Below are 14,456 nucleotides of genomic sequence, written 5' to 3' on the forward strand. Positions count from 1 at the left end.
CACTGATCCAGCCATGGTGGCGTAGCCTGAATTTATGAGTGTTCAGCTAGGCATGCCGATGCCCCCTTCGGGCAGCGCCGCAGGCAACACGGGCAGCGCGGGCGGCAATACCGGCGGCGGCGCCGCCGTTCCGCCCCCGCGTCCGGCAGGTACGCCCGCCGGGCTGTGGGACCGCTACGGCAGGCGCGCAACGGATATGCGCTTGTCCCTGACAGACAAATGCAATCTGCGCTGCACCTACTGCATGCCCGCCGAGGGGCTGGAATGGCTCTCGAAACAAGCTGTGATGACCAGGGACGAGATAGTCCGGATCGTCGGCATCGGCGTCACCGCACTGGGCGTACGGGAACTCCGGCTCACCGGTGGTGAGCCTCTGGTCCGCGCCGACTTGGTGGACATCATTGCGGGTATCAGGTCAAACCACCCGGACCTGCCCATCTCCATGACCACTAATGGCGTGGGCCTGGATAAGAAGGCTGCAGCATTGAAAGCCGCCGGCCTCACCCGGATCAACGTTTCCCTCGATTCCCTCCACGAGGAAACGTTCACCAAACTCACCCGACGCCCGTTCCTGGATCGCGTCCTGACCGGTGTTGATGCCGCGTGGGCTGCCGGGTTGGGCCCGGTGAAATTGAACGCCGTGCTGATGCGCGGCATCAACGACGCCGAATCGCCTGATCTCCTGGCATGGGCACTGGGCCGCGGCTACGAACTTCGCTTCATCGAGCAAATGCCCTTGGATGCGGACCATGGCTGGACCCGGCGGAATATGATCACAGCTGCCGAGATCCGGGAACTGCTCTCCCGTGACTTTGTGCTGGGCCCGGACCCCCGTGAGCGGGACGGCGCACCTGCCGAACGGTTTGAAGTACGACGCCGGGACACGGAAACGGGCGATGCCACGGGTCCGGTCCTCGGTACAGTGGGCATCATCGCCTCGGTGACGGAGCCCTTCTGCTCGGATTGCCGCCGGACCCGCATTACGGCCGAGGGCAAAATCATGAGCTGCCTTTTCTCCCGTGAAGAATTCGACCTTCTGGGCTTCCTTCGCGAAGGCGCCACGGACGAGGAACTCGCATCTCGATGGCAAGATGCCATGTGGGTCAAGCCGAAGGCCCACGGTATGGATCACACCGGTCTTGGCGCAGCGGACTTCGTCCAGCCGGACCGCAGCATGAGCGCAATCGGAGGCTGAACCCTTGCTTGTACGTTACTTCGCTGCCGCGCGCGCGGCGGCCGGGGTGGAAGAAGAACTTCACGTCCTGCCCGAAGGCACCAGCTTGGAGGGGCTGTTGGAAGCTGCCCTCGCCATCGAACGTCCGCTGCCTCCCGAGGGCACGCCGCCCCTTTCCCGGATCGTGGCGCGCAGCAGTTTCCTCCGCAACGAGGTGGCCGTGCGGGACCGCACAGTTCCCCTGGGTCATGATGACGTGATTGACGTGCTGCCGCCCTTCGCCGGGGGCTAAGCCTGAACCTTTCGGAAAACGCTCTTCAACAACGGGCTGAACCCGGCAGTTCCTTCGAGACGCAGGTCTGCGGTGTGCACCAGTACGCCGTCCTCAACCCTGAACGTGTGCCTGGCCACGCCGTCGGCCGTTCTCCGCTCCAGAGTCAGCGTACCCGCATGCCATGTCCCGCGGACCGGGCTGGATGGCGGCCGCCCCATGCTGTCCACGTAGTACCACAGCGTCTGGCCGTGGTCGCGGTCGACGGTAAACATTCCGTGGCCTTCAAAATGCGTGCCATCGGCTTCGCGGTGCCTGTAGCTCTGTACCACGGCATGCCCGCCCGCCGCTTTGGTGAATACCGCTTCGGCCTCAGCCGTCCGGGCTGTTCCCCAGGGCGAGGCAGCAATCTCCGTGATGCCCCGCCAGTGACCGATGAAATCCCGCAGTATCTCCGCAGCATGGCCGCTTGAGGGCAGATCCATCAGGTCTCCAATGTAGTCAGGGCAGCATGATCGTGTGATCATGCTGCCCTGTTTACAGTGCAGGAGTCCAGAGATCGGCGGAGGCGAACCTAGAGGCCGAAGGTCTCGGATTCCTCAAACGGACCAACAACGGTGATGGTGCGGGGCGCCGCGGCGAGTTCGCGGGCGAGATCCTGAACGTCCTCCACCGTGACAGCCTTGATACGTGCCAGGGTCTCGTCAATGTCCTGGAACTCACCGGACACCAATTCCGCCCGGCCAAGCCGTGACATCCGGGAACCCGTGTCCTCCAGCGCGAGGACAATCCCACCGCTGAGCTGGCCGACAGCCTTCCGAAGCTCTTCGTCGGTAATGCCTTCCTTGGCGAGCTTATCCAGCTCCAGGCCCAGAAGTTCCACCACCTGGCGGACCTTGGAAGGCGTGCAGCCTGCGTACATGCCAAAGTATCCGGCGTCTGCATACGCGGCTGTGAACGAGTACGTGGAATACACCAAGCCGCGCTTCTCACGAATCTCCTGGAACAGGCGTGAGGACATGCCACCACCTAGAACGGCATTGAGCACGCTCATCACAAAGCGGCGGTCATCGGTGGCCACTATCGTGGGGCAACCCATAATAATGTTCGCTTGCTCCACCGGGCGTTTGACCACGTGCAGCCCCGAGGTGCCGGTGATGACGGCGCGGTCAGTTCCGCGGCGGTTTACCGGCGCGGCGTCGGCGTCGAGCTGCCAACCGGCAGCCTTCAGTGCATCCAGAACCAGTTGGCAGACGACGTCGTGATCCAGGCCGCCCGCTGCGGTGATGACCAGTTCTTCGGGGCGGTAGTAGCGCTGATAGTGCGCCCACACCGAATCCCTTGCCACGGCTTTGATGGCGTCCGGAGTTCCACCGATGGGACGGGCCAGCGGATGGTTGCCAAGGACGGCAGCCACGAACTTCTCATGGGCCACGTCCGTGGGGTCGTCGCTGTCCATGGCGATTTCCTCGAGGATGACGTCCCGTTCCTGCTCCAACTCGGCAGGATCAAGAACCGCGCCGGTGATCATATCTGCGATGACATCGATCGCCATGGGAAGGTCGGTGTCCAGGACACGGGCGAAGTAGCAGGTGCTTTCCTTGGCTGTCGCCGCGTTGGATTCGCCGCCCACCTCGTCGAACGCGGACGCAATCTCCAAGGCTGTGCGCCGCTTGGTGCCCTTGAACAGGAGGTGCTCAAGGAAGTGTGTGGAACCGTGCTGGCCGTCCGCTTCATCGCGTGAACCCACTGCCACCCAGAACCCTATGGTGGCCGATCGCTGGCCGGGCATCGCCTCGGTCAGGACACGCACGCCGCCGGGAAGGACGGAGCGCCGCACGACGGAACCGCCCTCGGCACCATGGATCAATTCGCCGCCGGGGAGGGTCTGTTCCAGCGGCAAGGGTACGACAGTCATTAAGGCCTTTCGGGGTTAAGGCCGGAAGGGCCGGTGGAGCTTTTACAAGCCCACCGGCCCTGCCGGGTGTACTGCTTACAGACTACTCTGCGGACTCTTCAGCGGCCTCGGCCGGAGCGTCCTCTGAGGCTGCTCCTTCTTCCTCGGCAACAACCGGGGAGAGGGAAAGCTTGCCGCGGTCATCGATCTTGGTGATCTCAACCTGGACCTTCTGGCCCACGGAGACGACGTCATCAACGTTGTCCACGCGCTTGCCGTTGGCCAGCTTGCGGAGCTCGGAGATGTGCAGCAGGCCGTCCTTCCCCGGGGTAAGGGAAACGAAAGCACCGAAGGTGGTGGTCTTGACGACCGTACCCAGGTAGCGCTCACCGATTTCCGGTACCTGCGGGTTGGCGATGGCGTTGATGGCCGAGCGTGCTGCGTCTGCAGACGGACCGTTGGTGGCGCCGATGTAGACCGTGCCGTCGTCTTCAATGGAGATGTCCGCGCCCGTGTCTTCCTGGATCTGGTTGATCATCTTGCCCTTGGGGCCGATGACCTCGCCGATCTTGTCCACGGGGATCTTGACGGCGATAACACGCGGTGCGAACTCGGAGAGCTCATCCGGGGTGTCGATCGCTGCGTTGATGACCTCGAGGATGTGGAGGCGGGCTTCGCGGGCCTGCTTCAGGGCTGCTGCCAGCACGGAAGCGGGGATGCCGTCGAGCTTGGTGTCCAGCTGGATGGCCGTGACGAACTCGGACGTACCGGCAACCTTGAAGTCCATGTCGCCGAATGCGTCTTCGGCACCGAGGATGTCGGTCAGCGCTGCGTAGCGGGTCTGGCCGTCAACCTGGTCGGAAACCAGGCCCATGGCGATGCCTGCAACAGCTGCCTTCAGCGGCACGCCGGCGTTGAGCATGGAGAGCGTCGAAGCACAGACCGAACCCATGGACGTCGAACCGTTGGAACCGAGAGCCTCGGATACCTGGCGGATGGCGTACGGGAACTCTTCACGGGTGGGCAGAACCGGAACCAGGGCACGCTCTGCGAGGGCACCGTGGCCGATTTCGCGGCGCTTCGGGGAACCGACGCGGCCGGTCTCACCGGTGGAGTACGGCGGGAAGTTGTAGTTGTGCATGTAGCGCTTGCGCGTTACCGGCGACAACGAGTCGATCTGCTGCTCCATCTTGAGCATGTTCAGCGTGGTGACACCCATGATCTGGGTCTCGCCGCGCTCGAAGATCGCCGAACCGTGAACGCGGGGCAGAACCTCTACCTCGGCGGTCAGCTGGCGGATGTCCGTCAGGCCACGGCCGTCAATGCGGACCTGGTCCTTGAGGATGCGCTGGCGGACAACGTGCTTGGTGACCGAGCGGAAAGCTGCGGACAGCTCCTTCTCACGGCCTTCGAACTGGCCGGCAAGTGAGCCAAGGACTTCGTCCTTGAGCTCGTCAGAGGCGTTGTCGCGGTCCTGCTTGTCAGCAATCTGGAACACAGCGGCAAGCTTGTCAGCGGCAGCGGCTTCAACAGCGGCGTAGACGTCGTCCTGGTAATCCAGGAAGACCGGGAACTCAACGGTGGGCTTGGCAGCGCGGGCTGCGAGGTCAGCCTGTGCTTCGCAGAGTGCCTTGATGAACGGCTTGGCAGCCTCAAGGCCCTCGGAAACAACCTCTTCGGTAGGAGCGGTTGCGCCCTGTTCCTTGATGAGGTTCCACGAGTTGTCCGTTGCTTCGGCTTCGACCATCATGATGGCGACGTCGTCACCGGCGATGCGGCCGGCAACAACCATGTTGAACACGGCGTTCTCAAGCTGGGAGTGCTTGGGGAAAGCAACCCACTGCGAACCCTGTTCGTCGGCGATGAGGGCAACGCGGACGCCACCGATCGGGCCGGAGAACGGGAGGCCGGAAAGCTGTGTGGACATCGAGGAAGCATTGATGGCAACGACGTCGTAGAGCTCATCGGGGTTGATGGCCAGAACGGTAACTACGATCTGGACCTCGTTGCGCAGGCCCTTGACGAACGCGGGGCGCAGGGGACGGTCCATCAGGCGGCAAGCCAGGATGGCTTCCGTGGAGGGACGGCCTTCGCGACGGAAGAACGAACCCGGGATACGGCCGGCAGCGTACATGCGCTCTTCAACGTCAACCGTCAGCGGGAAGAAGTCGAAACCTTCGCGCGGCTGCTTGCCTGCGGTGGTTGCCGAGAGCAGTGCGGTGTCTTCGTCGATGTAGACCATCGACGCGCCGGCTGCCTGCTTGGCAAGGCGGCCTGTTTCGAAGCGAATGACTCGCTTGCCGAAACGACCGTTATCAATAATGGCTTCGGAGAACTGGATTTCGGGACCCTCCATAGAGAGTCACCTCCGTTTCTGTTAGCGGAAGTCCGCCGCATCAACCCAGGCCTCTTCTTTTTTTCTGGCCTGTACTACACCCGGTCATCGATCGAGATCCACGGGCAAATCGTCGCCGATTTTCTCTCCCGGGAATCACTACCGAGGACCGCGAATGCGCGATGCGGTTGATTCCTGTTTTTAGTTGTTGGTGAAGAAGGCGGCCCGTTCCTGTAAGGAGCGGGCCGCCCCTAAAGGCAGACTAGCGGCGCAGGCCGAGACGCTCGATGAGCGCACGGTAGCGGGCAATGTCAGTGTTCTTCAGGTAGGAAAGCATGCGCTTGCGACGACCAACCATGGCCAGCAGACCGCGCTGGGTGTGGAAGTCGTGCTTGTGCTCCTTCATGTGCTCAGTCAGATCCTTGATCCGCTGAGTCAGGACTGCAACCTGTACCTCGGGCGAACCGGTGTCGCCTTCAGAGGTTGCGTATTCCTTGATGATGGACTGCTTTACAGCGGCGTCAAGTGCCACGTGAACTCCTAGAGTTGTGCCGTGCCTCCCGGTGCAGCGCCTCGCTGACGGGTTGCCTTTGGTACGTTGCCGCACACAAAAACAGGTCCAGCCGCCACGGACTGCAGCCGGATCCACTTATCAGTTTACCGGCACGTCAGCAGTGTTGTCGAAATGCCCCTGGCGCCGGGTCAACAGCTCGTGCGCCTGGGCTACGTCGAGGCACATTTGTTCGACCAACGCCTCCGGCCCACGGTAGGCCACCATGCCACGCAGGCGCTGCGTAAATTCGACGGCGACGTTTTGCCCGTAGAGGTCGAAGTCCTCCACATTCTCTTCTGGACGATCGATCACGTGTGCCTCCACCTGTCGGCTGACGCCGTCAAAGGTGGGGTTGGAACCAACGGAAATGGCGGCGGGCCAACGCGTGCCGGCTTGGTCGATCAGCCACCCCGCGTAGATGCCGTCCGCCGGAACGTAACCCGTGGAATCGTGGGAAAGATTTGCCGTGGGGAAGCCCAGATCACGCCCTCGGGCAGCTCCGTGCACTACTTCCCCGCGCATGCGGTGGGGACGGCCCAGGATTGCTGCAGCGGTCACGACGTCGCCTTCGCTCAAAGCTTCACGCACCCAGGTGGAGGAACAGCGGCGGTCGGAATCGCCGTCGTCGTGGACGGGGAAGCCTCCTGCGCCGTATTCGTTGACAACGGTCACCCCGAAGCCCAGCTGATCGCCCAACTCCTGCATAGTGACGACATCGCCTGCATTGCCGGCGCCGAAGCGGAGGTCGTGTCCAACCACGAGGTGTGCGGCATGGAGTCCCTCAAGAAGGATTTCACGGACAAACTCCAGCGGCGTCATCGCGGCAAGGTCAAGGGTGTACTTCATCACCAGTACGGCATCCACCCCGGTGTGGCCCAAGGCGTCCAGCTTGTCCTGGAGCCCCATGATCAGCTCGGGGGCAGAGTCCGGCCGGTGCACCAAGGCCGGATGGGGATCGAAGGTCACCGCGACCGAGGCGAGGTTGTGCCGATTGGCCGTAGTGGTCAATTGCGCCAGAACGTGCTGATGGCCCCGATGGACACCGTCAAAATTCCCGATGGTGACAACAGTAGGTCCGAAGTCCTTGGGGACTTCGGTGGGATCGTTCCAGATGTGGACCATCAACCTCGCCTTTTTACTGCAGATGTTCGTTCGGCCCGGCAACCTCCCGGCGCCGGAACATTCTAAGGTTACCCGCTAGGGTGTTTGTCTCAGGACGGTCGGCGTTTGTTGAGCCACAGAAGGCCCAGGATCGGCAGGACCAGCGGGACGAAGCCGTAGCCACGCCCGAACAGGGACCATACGGTGTCGTGCGGGAAAGCAACCGGATCGAAGAGGCTGATTGCCCCTACCACCAGCACACCCACAAGCTCGGTGAGAACAGCGGCCAAAGAAACTTTGAACCAGGTCCGGCCTGGCTTCGCCAACGAAATCGTGGCCACAATGTAGACAACGGCCGCGAACGCCGAAAGAATGTGCGCCAACGGCGCTTCTGCGAACTTTGTGGCGATCTGGTATCCGGCACGGGCCGTGGCCGACAACGCGAAAATGGCGTACACAGCGATCAGCAAGCGCCCAGGCCCGGTATTCCGGGTGTCCTTGGGCTGCGGCTGCCGGTTAGCCGGGTTGGTCTCGGTTCCAGTCACGTTGTGTTCTTCCTTCAAGGTCAGTACCAGATCTGATTCATGCGCGCGGCCATCACCAGCGCCGTAACGCCCACGGCCGCCAGGACGAAGTTGCTCCAGTGGGTTCGTTCAAGGATGGCCCAATAGACGGCCCCTAAGGGGATCATCATGGCAACAATGAGGTAGCCCCAAAACTCCCATGCTTCGCCTGCCATTTGTTCGCCCATGGCAACCCGGATGATCGAGCCCACCAAGTACACCACCAGGGCAAGCTCAACAGCGAGTACCGAGAAGATGGTGGGGTCGTTCGGAGCCTTCTTCATCAAACCGGACACGATGCACATGATTGTGGACACCAAACCGACGATGAGGATGGCGTAAAAGTATCCGTCCATGCTTATTTTGCCTGCCCGGCTGCGCTCTGCCCGGCTGCGCCGGTTCCCGTTCCCGGCGCAAAGACCAGCACGGGTTTTGCGAAATTGCCGGTATCCGCCAACAGGGCCACGAGCTCTCCTGACGGCGCGAATGCTGCGGCAGGATTCTCTGCCGTGGCGGCGTCCGGGGTCCCTGCTCCCGGTCCGGCAGCGATGCGGCGGCCGAAGGAGATCTCCGTGGTTTCTTCCTCGCTGAGCTCCCTGTTGGGCATCAGCGCACGTGCTGCCAGGGACATGTCCAGGACCTCGAGCTCTACTGCCAGTTCTTCCAAGGTGCGGGCCTGATCAAGGGAATACGGTCCGACCTGGGTCCTGCGCAGGGCTGTCAGGTGTCCCCCGACGTCCAAGGCGTTGCCGAGGTCCCGCGCCAAGGCCCTGATGTAGGTACCGGACGAACATTCGACGGTGACGTCGACGTCAACTACCCTGCCGCCGTCGATCCTGGTGATGGAGTGGATCTCAAAGCGGTGGATGGTCACCGGGCGGGCCGCGAGCTTGACCTCTTCACCAGAGCGGACGCGGGCGTAGGAGCGTTCGCCGTTGACCTTGATGGCGCTCACGCTGCTGGGGACCTGCTGAATGGGCCCGGTGAGTGCGGCAACGCCGGCGGCTATGGCTTGGTCGGTGACGGCCGCTGCGTTGCGGGCCTCGGTGACCTCGCCCTCGGCGTCGTCGGTGATGGTGGTTTCGCCCAAGCGGATGGTGGCGGTGTACGTCTTGGAGGTGCCAACTATGTACGTCAACAAGCGCGTAGCTTTGTTGATGCCCAGCACCAGAACGCCGGTTGCCATGGGATCAAGCGTGCCGGCATGCCCCACTTTCCGGGTACCGGCCAGCCGCCGCATCCGGCCAACCACATCATGGCTGGTCCATCCCTGCGGTTTGTCAACGATTACCAGTCCAGAAAGCACGCTTACCAGTATATGGGTGGCTAGGATGGCTCCCATGCCTGAGCTTGCTGCACACGTCCGCGACGTCCCCGTGAACCAGATCCGTGAGATCACCGAAGCCGCATGGTCCACCCCCGGAGCGATCGTGCTCAGCATCGGAGAACCGGGTTTTGCCCTCCCCCGGCATGTCCTGGATGCGGGCATCGAGTGCCTGGATCGGGATGAGACCAACTACACACCCAACGCCGGGATTCCTGCCCTTCGCGAAGCCTTTGCCGCCCGCTTCCGGGAGCAACAGGGCGTGAACATCGGCGCGGAGAGGGTCTATGTGGTGGACGGCGCCCAGCAGGGACTGCACTTCGCCATGAGCCTTCTCCTCTCCCCCGGCGATGAAATCCTCATTCCCAACCCCGGCTATCCCACCTTCGCAATGACCAGCCGGCTGCTGCACGCCGTGCCGGTCCAGTACCCGCTGTATCCGCAGAACGACTTCCAGCCGCACATGGAAGACATTGAGGCCCTCATCACGCCAAAGACGCGCGTCATCATGCTGAACTCTCCGTCCAATCCCCTGGGCGCGGTGATCAGCGAGGAATCGACGCGGCAACTGGTTGAGCTGGCTGTCCGCCACGACCTCTGGATCATTTCGGACGAATGCTATGAAGCCTTCACCTTTGATGTCCCGCATGTCAGTCCCGCGCGCTTCGACAGCCATGTGCCCGGCGAAGCCCGGGTCTTCACATCCCTCACGCTCTCCAAGACCTACGGGCTGACGGGCCTGCGGATCGGGGCGCTGATCTGCCCGCCGGGGTTGGAACAGAAGATGAACAACGTGATGGAGTCGATCGTGTCCTGTGTGGCGTCTCCTTCGCAGTACGCCGCTTTGGCTGCCCTGACAGGTCCGCAGGATTATGTTTCCCGGGCGCGCGATCACTACCGAAGCAACCGGGATGCAGCCTCAGCGCTGCTGGCGGAAAAGGGAATTCCGTTTTTGGGCGCCCAGGGAGCGTTCTACCTGTGGGCAGATGTCTCGCACGTGAGCGGCGGTAACGTGAGGGCGTGGGTGCGGGCCTTCCTGGCGGACTCAGGGGTGTCCTTCGCCCCGGGTACGGCCTTCGGCTCCATAGGCGAGGGCTGGATCAGGATCGCGCTTTGTGGCGGCCAACAGGAACTGCTCGACGGCGTTGCCCGCCTTCCCGCCAAGGCCTAGTTTCGCTCCTTGCGTCAGCGCGGTCAGTAGGCCGTCCGGTGTGCATGGCTCCGCCACGCCTCGAAAGGCTCATCCGATGCTGCCAATGCAGCATGCTCCACGGGCAGCAGGTCCGGCCTGGTGCCTTCGAAGTATTCATAAAATACGGCGTCGTCAAAGCCGGCCCTGGCAGCACCGTGCCGGTCTGCCGCGAAATAGACCTGCCCGATCCGAGCCCAGAGCGTGGCTGACAGGCAAAGCGGGCATGGCTCACAGCTTGCGTAGAGAACGGAACCGGTGAGGTCAAATTTCCGCTGAGCGGCAGCCGCCCGGCGGATCGCCACCACTTCGGCATGTGCTGTGGGATCATGGTCGCGCGTGACCCGGTTGACACCCTCATGGACGGTTCCGTCCGGGGTGACCACGACGGCGCCGAACGGGCCGCCGCCGTCGGAAACGTTCTGAACGGCCAGCTTGATGGCCAGGTTCAGGTATTCATCACGTTGCTGAGCACTGTGCGCCGACATGCTCCCGATCATAGCGAGCTTGAGTACAGCAAATGCCCCTAAAACACAGTCTTAGGGGCATTTGCTGTACAAAAACGCTGAACTTTTAGCGGTTGGCGTCTTCGTCGAGCTCGTTGTCGCCGGAGAGGTCAGTGTCCTCTTCGTCGAAGTCGTCCTCGTCAATGTCCTCCGGGGCGTCGCCCTTGTAGGGGTCTGCTTCGCCTGCGTGCTTGGCGCTGGCAGCCAAAGCGGCTACCTCTGCGTCACGGCGCTTGGCTTCACGGAGCAACTCCTCAAGGTTGGAGGCATTGACCGGAATTTGGTCGGCCACGAACTCGAGGGTTGGAGTGAGGCGAACAGTGATATTGCGGCCCACTTCCTGCCGCAGCACACCCTTGGCTTTCTCCAGTGCCCTGGCGGCGTCCGCCTGGGCTACATCGTCACCAAAGACGGTGTAGTAGATGGTGGCGTGCTGAAGGTCGTTGGTGACGCGGGCGTCGGTGACCGTAATGGACTCGACGCGCGGATCCTTGACCCGGCGTCCGAGGGCCTCAGCAACAACCACCTTTATCCGCTGTGCCAGCTTGGCAGCGCGTGCGGGATCAGCCATGACTTCCTCCTGGAAAGTAGAAAAGGGAACGGAACGGGTCCGCCGGGGTTACCCGACGGACCCGTCCCATACGGAACCTAGCTGCGCGGCTTTTCGCGCATCTCGAAGGTCTCGATGATGTCGCCTTCAGTGATGTCATTGAAGGAGCCAAGACCGATACCACACTCGAAGTCGGTGCGGACTTCGGTGGCGTCATCCTTGAAGCGCTTGAGCGTCTCAACGGTGAGGTTGTCACCGATGACCTTGCCGTCGCGGCTGACACGTGCCTTGGTGTTACGGCGGATGATGCCCGTGCGGACGATCGAGCCGGCGATGTTTCCGAACTTGGAAGAACGGAAGACTTCGCGAACCTCGGCAGTACCGAGCTGGACCTCTTCGTATTCCGGCTTGAGCATGCCCTTGAGAGCCATCTCAATGTCATCGATTGCTGCGTAGATGACCGAGTAGAAGCGCATGTCCACGCCTTCACGATCAGCCAGTTCAGCAACACGCTCGGCCGGCTTGACGTTGAAGCCAATGATGATGGCGTTGTCCACCGTGGCGAGGTTGACGTCGTTCTGCGTGATGGCACCCACACCGCGGTGGATGACCCGAAGCTGAACGTCGTCGTCTCCGACGTCGATCTTGAGCAAGGCGTCTTCGAGGGCTTCCACGGCACCGGACACGTCACCCTTGAGGATGAGGTTGAGGGTGTCGATCTTGCCTTCGGCAACGGCCTGGTCGAAGTCTTCCAGGCTGATGCGCTTGCGACGCTTGGCCAGTGCGGCGTTGCGGTCGGCAGCTTCACGCTTCTCAGCGATCTGGCGGGCCGTACGCTCGTCAGGGGTCACCAGGAAGGTGTCGCCTGCACGCGGCACGTTGGACAGGCCGAGAACCTGAACCGGACGGGACGGCAGTGCGACATCAAGTGCCTCGCCGTTCTCGTCGAACATGGCGCGGACGCGGCCGTGAGCCGTACCGGCCACGATCGTGTCGCCCACTGCCAGGGTTCCGGACTGGACCAGGACGGTAGCAACAGCACCGCGGCCCTTGTCCAGGTTCGCTTCGATGGCAATGCCTCGAGCGTCCTTGTCCGGGTTGGCGCGGAGGTCCAGTGCGGCATCGGCCGTGAGCAGAACGGCGTCGATCAGTTCGTCGATGTTGAGGTTCTGGCGTGCAGAGACCTCAACGAACATGGTGTCGCCACCGTATTCTTCCGGAACCAGGCCGTACTCGGTCAGCTGACCCTTGACCTTGTCAGGGTTGGCGCCTTCCTTGTCGATCTTGTTCACTGCGACGACGATCGGCACGTTGGCTGCCTGGGCGTGGTTGAGTGCTTCCACCGTCTGCGGCATAACGCCGTCGTCGGCTGCAACAACCAGGATCGCAATGTCAGTGACCTTGGCACCACGTGCACGCATAGCCGTGAAGGCCTCGTGACCGGGGGTGTCAATGAAGGTGATGTCGCGGGCAGTGCCCTCGTGGACGTGGCTGATCTGGTAAGCACCGATGTGCTGGGTGATGCCACCATGCTCGCCTGCAACGACGTTCGAGTTGCGGATGGCATCCAACAGACGGGTCTTACCGTGGTCAACGTGACCCATGACGGTAACAACAGGTGCGCGTGCCTCGAGGACGTCGTCCCCTTCGGCGTCGAGTTCGTCCTGGATGTTGATGTCGAACTGATCCAACAGCTCGCGCTCTTCATCCTCAGGGGAAACAACCTGGAGCTTGTAGCCAAGTTCGGCGCCAAGCAAGCCAAAGGTGTCTTCGTCCAGGGACTGCGTAGCCGTTGCCATTTCACCGAGGTGGAACAGCACGGTTACCAGCGAAGCGGGGTTGGCATCGATCTTCTCGGCAAAGTCCGTGATGGACGAGCCACGACGCAGGCGGATGATGGTCTCGCCATCGCCGCGGGGTACTGATACGCCGCCCAGCGACGGAGCACTCATCTGCTCCAGTTCCTGGCGCTTTGCACGCTTCGACTTGCGCTGCTTGCCACGACCGGCGCCGCCCTTGCCGAAGGCACCCTGGGTGCCACCGCGACCGCGGCCACCCTTGCCGAAGCCACCGCCGGCGGGAGCTCCGCCACCGGTGCCTGCACCAGGTGCGCCACCGGGACGACCCGGTCCGCCACCGGGACGGCCTGCGCCACCCGGACGGCCTGCGCCACCGGGAGCCGGACGCTCAGTGCGGTTGGGCATCATGCCCGGAGTAGGACGGTTTCCGGCACCGGGACCACCGGCGGGACGCGGTGCGCCCGGACGGGGTGCGCCGGGACGCGGTGCGCCCGGACGGGGTCCACCGGTACCAGCTGCGGGACGGGGTCCGCCTGCGCCGGCCGCGGGACGGGGACCGCCGGGACGTTCGCCGTCATTGCGGCGTTCGCCTCGGGGCATGCCCTGGGATGGTGCAAACGGGTTGTTGCCCGGACGCGGCGGACGATCTCCGTCGCCACCGCGGCCCCGGGGCATGCCCTGGGATGTAGCAAACGGGTTGTTGCCCGGACGGGGACCGCCGGGACGCGGAGCCTGGCCACCTTGACGCGCCGGGGCCGGAGTCTCTGCCTTGGGGGCAGGACGGGCGCCGGGCTTGGCCGAAACCGGGGTGGACGCAGCAGGAGCTGCGGGGGCTGCCGGGGCAGGTGCTGACGGTGCTGCCTGGAAAGTGGCTGCCGGAGCTGCCGGAGCGGGGGCTGCAGGTGCCGGGGCCGGAGCCTTCGGAGCTGCAGGTCCCGGTGCCGGAGCGGCCGGACGGGATGCTGCGGGGCGGTTTGCCGCCGGAGCTGCTGCGGGAGCGGCGGCCTTGGCAGCGCCGGCACCCGGGTAGGCGTCGCGAAGCTTCTTCACGACGGGGGCCTCAATTGTTGAAGAGGCGGAGCGAACGAATTCGCCCAATTCCTGCAGTTTGGTTACTGCATCTTTGGAAGTAATACCGAGCTCTTTGGCGAGCTCATGTACGCGGACCTTGGCCACATTTCTCCTGTCTCGGTC

At 63.1% G+C, this 14,456-nt stretch carries 14 protein-coding genes; 3 read left to right on the forward strand and 11 right to left on the reverse strand.

Annotated elements, in window-relative coordinates:
- Window positions 1-34 precede the first annotated feature (34 nt).
- Entirely contained in the window at window positions 35-1,195 is a 1,161-nt protein-coding gene (gene moaA / locus BACI9J_RS14040) for a GTP 3',8-cyclase MoaA (RefSeq protein WP_159734920.1), read from the forward strand.
- A gap of 4 nt (window positions 1,196-1,199) precedes the next feature.
- Window positions 1,200-1,466 (forward strand): MoaD/ThiS family protein, encoded by a 267-nt coding sequence (locus tag BACI9J_RS14045; RefSeq protein ID WP_159734921.1) that lies wholly within the window; start codon window positions 1,200-1,202, stop codon window positions 1,464-1,466.
- Here the strand turns inward: BACI9J_RS14045 and BACI9J_RS14050 are convergent.
- From BACI9J_RS14050 to truB, 8 genes are all read right to left on the reverse strand, one after another.
- Complete coding sequence (locus tag BACI9J_RS14050; protein ID WP_236558694.1) at window positions 1,463-1,972, reverse strand: DUF1579 family protein; 510 nt, start codon at window positions 1,970-1,972, stop codon at window positions 1,463-1,465. The genes BACI9J_RS14045 and BACI9J_RS14050 overlap by 4 nt on opposite strands.
- 47 nt (window positions 1,973-2,019) lie before the next feature.
- On the reverse strand, window positions 2,020-3,363 hold the full coding sequence (locus tag BACI9J_RS14055; RefSeq protein WP_159734922.1) for a M16 family metallopeptidase: 1,344 nt from the start codon (window positions 3,361-3,363) through the stop codon (window positions 2,020-2,022).
- An 82-nt stretch (window positions 3,364-3,445) separates the two neighbouring features.
- Window positions 3,446-5,698, reverse strand: coding sequence for a polyribonucleotide nucleotidyltransferase (locus tag BACI9J_RS14060; protein WP_017198029.1), 2,253 nt, complete (start codon window positions 5,696-5,698; stop codon window positions 3,446-3,448).
- Between the two features lie 241 nt (window positions 5,699-5,939).
- Window positions 5,940-6,209, reverse strand: coding sequence for a 30S ribosomal protein S15 (rpsO, locus tag BACI9J_RS14065; protein WP_017198030.1), 270 nt, complete (start codon window positions 6,207-6,209; stop codon window positions 5,940-5,942).
- A gap of 120 nt (window positions 6,210-6,329) precedes the next feature.
- The gene (locus BACI9J_RS14070) at window positions 6,330-7,352 is read right to left on the reverse strand and encodes a bifunctional riboflavin kinase/FAD synthetase (protein WP_159734923.1); all 1,023 of its coding nucleotides are present in this window, start codon (window positions 7,350-7,352) and stop codon (window positions 6,330-6,332) included.
- 89 nt (window positions 7,353-7,441) lie between these two features.
- Entirely contained in the window at window positions 7,442-7,894 is a 453-nt protein-coding gene (locus BACI9J_RS14075) for a hypothetical protein (protein WP_105692316.1), read from the reverse strand.
- 2 nt (window positions 7,895-7,896) lie between these two features.
- On the reverse strand, window positions 7,897-8,250 hold the full coding sequence (locus tag BACI9J_RS14080) for a hypothetical protein (RefSeq protein WP_159734924.1): 354 nt from the start codon (window positions 8,248-8,250) through the stop codon (window positions 7,897-7,899).
- Between the two features lie 2 nt (window positions 8,251-8,252).
- The gene (truB, locus tag BACI9J_RS14085) at window positions 8,253-9,200 is read right to left on the reverse strand and encodes a tRNA pseudouridine(55) synthase TruB (RefSeq protein ID WP_201296584.1); all 948 of its coding nucleotides are present in this window, start codon (window positions 9,198-9,200) and stop codon (window positions 8,253-8,255) included.
- Window positions 9,201-9,234: 34 nt separating this feature from the next.
- Here truB and BACI9J_RS14090 point away from each other — a divergent pair, with 34 nt between their 5' ends.
- Window positions 9,235-10,389, forward strand: coding sequence for a pyridoxal phosphate-dependent aminotransferase (locus tag BACI9J_RS14090; protein ID WP_201296585.1), 1,155 nt, complete (start codon window positions 9,235-9,237; stop codon window positions 10,387-10,389).
- A 23-nt stretch (window positions 10,390-10,412) separates the two neighbouring features.
- On the opposite strand, the gene BACI9J_RS14095 is transcribed toward BACI9J_RS14090, so the two are convergent.
- The 3 genes from BACI9J_RS14095 to infB form a co-directional block, all read right to left on the reverse strand.
- Window positions 10,413-10,895 carry a nucleoside deaminase gene (locus BACI9J_RS14095; protein ID WP_236558696.1) on the reverse strand — a complete coding sequence of 161 codons (483 nt, stop codon included), beginning with the start codon at window positions 10,893-10,895 and terminating at the stop codon, window positions 10,413-10,415.
- 85 nt (window positions 10,896-10,980) lie between these two features.
- Entirely contained in the window at window positions 10,981-11,484 is a 504-nt protein-coding gene (gene rbfA / locus BACI9J_RS14100) for a 30S ribosome-binding factor RbfA (RefSeq protein ID WP_062067557.1), read from the reverse strand.
- 77 nt (window positions 11,485-11,561) lie between these two features.
- Window positions 11,562-14,438 carry a translation initiation factor IF-2 gene (gene infB, locus BACI9J_RS14105; RefSeq protein WP_159734928.1) on the reverse strand — a complete coding sequence of 959 codons (2,877 nt, stop codon included), beginning with the start codon at window positions 14,436-14,438 and terminating at the stop codon, window positions 11,562-11,564.
- Window positions 14,439-14,456: the final 18 nt, after the last annotated feature.

The sequence above is a fragment of the Arthrobacter sp. 9V genome (assembly GCF_902506065.1).
Taxonomy (GTDB): domain Bacteria; phylum Actinomycetota; class Actinomycetes; order Actinomycetales; family Micrococcaceae; genus Arthrobacter.

Bases quoted from the DNA above. Each gene is read 5' to 3' on its own strand.
- BACI9J_RS14060 (WP_017198029.1), bottom strand. From the start codon at position 5,698: ATGGAGGGTCCCGAAATCCAGTTCTCCGAAGCCATTATTGATAACGGT.
- BACI9J_RS14070 (WP_159734923.1), bottom strand. From the start codon at position 7,352: ATGGTCCACATCTGGAACGATCCCACCGAAGTCCCCAAGGACTTCGGA.
- moaA (WP_159734920.1), top strand. From the start codon at position 35: ATGAGTGTTCAGCTAGGCATGCCGATGCCCCCTTCGGGCAGCGCCGCA.
- rbfA (WP_062067557.1), bottom strand. From the start codon at position 11,484: ATGGCTGATCCCGCACGCGCTGCCAAGCTGGCACAGCGGATAAAGGTG.
- BACI9J_RS14095 (WP_236558696.1), bottom strand. From the start codon at position 10,895: ATGTCGGCGCACAGTGCTCAGCAACGTGATGAATACCTGAACCTGGCC.
- BACI9J_RS14080 (WP_159734924.1), bottom strand. From the start codon at position 8,250: ATGGACGGATACTTTTACGCCATCCTCATCGTCGGTTTGGTGTCCACA.
- BACI9J_RS14055 (WP_159734922.1), bottom strand. From the start codon at position 3,363: ATGACTGTCGTACCCTTGCCGCTGGAACAGACCCTCCCCGGCGGCGAA.
- BACI9J_RS14090 (WP_201296585.1), top strand. From the start codon at position 9,235: ATGCCTGAGCTTGCTGCACACGTCCGCGACGTCCCCGTGAACCAGATC.
- BACI9J_RS14050 (WP_236558694.1), bottom strand. From the start codon at position 1,972: ATGATCACACGATCATGCTGCCCTGACTACATTGGAGACCTGATGGAT.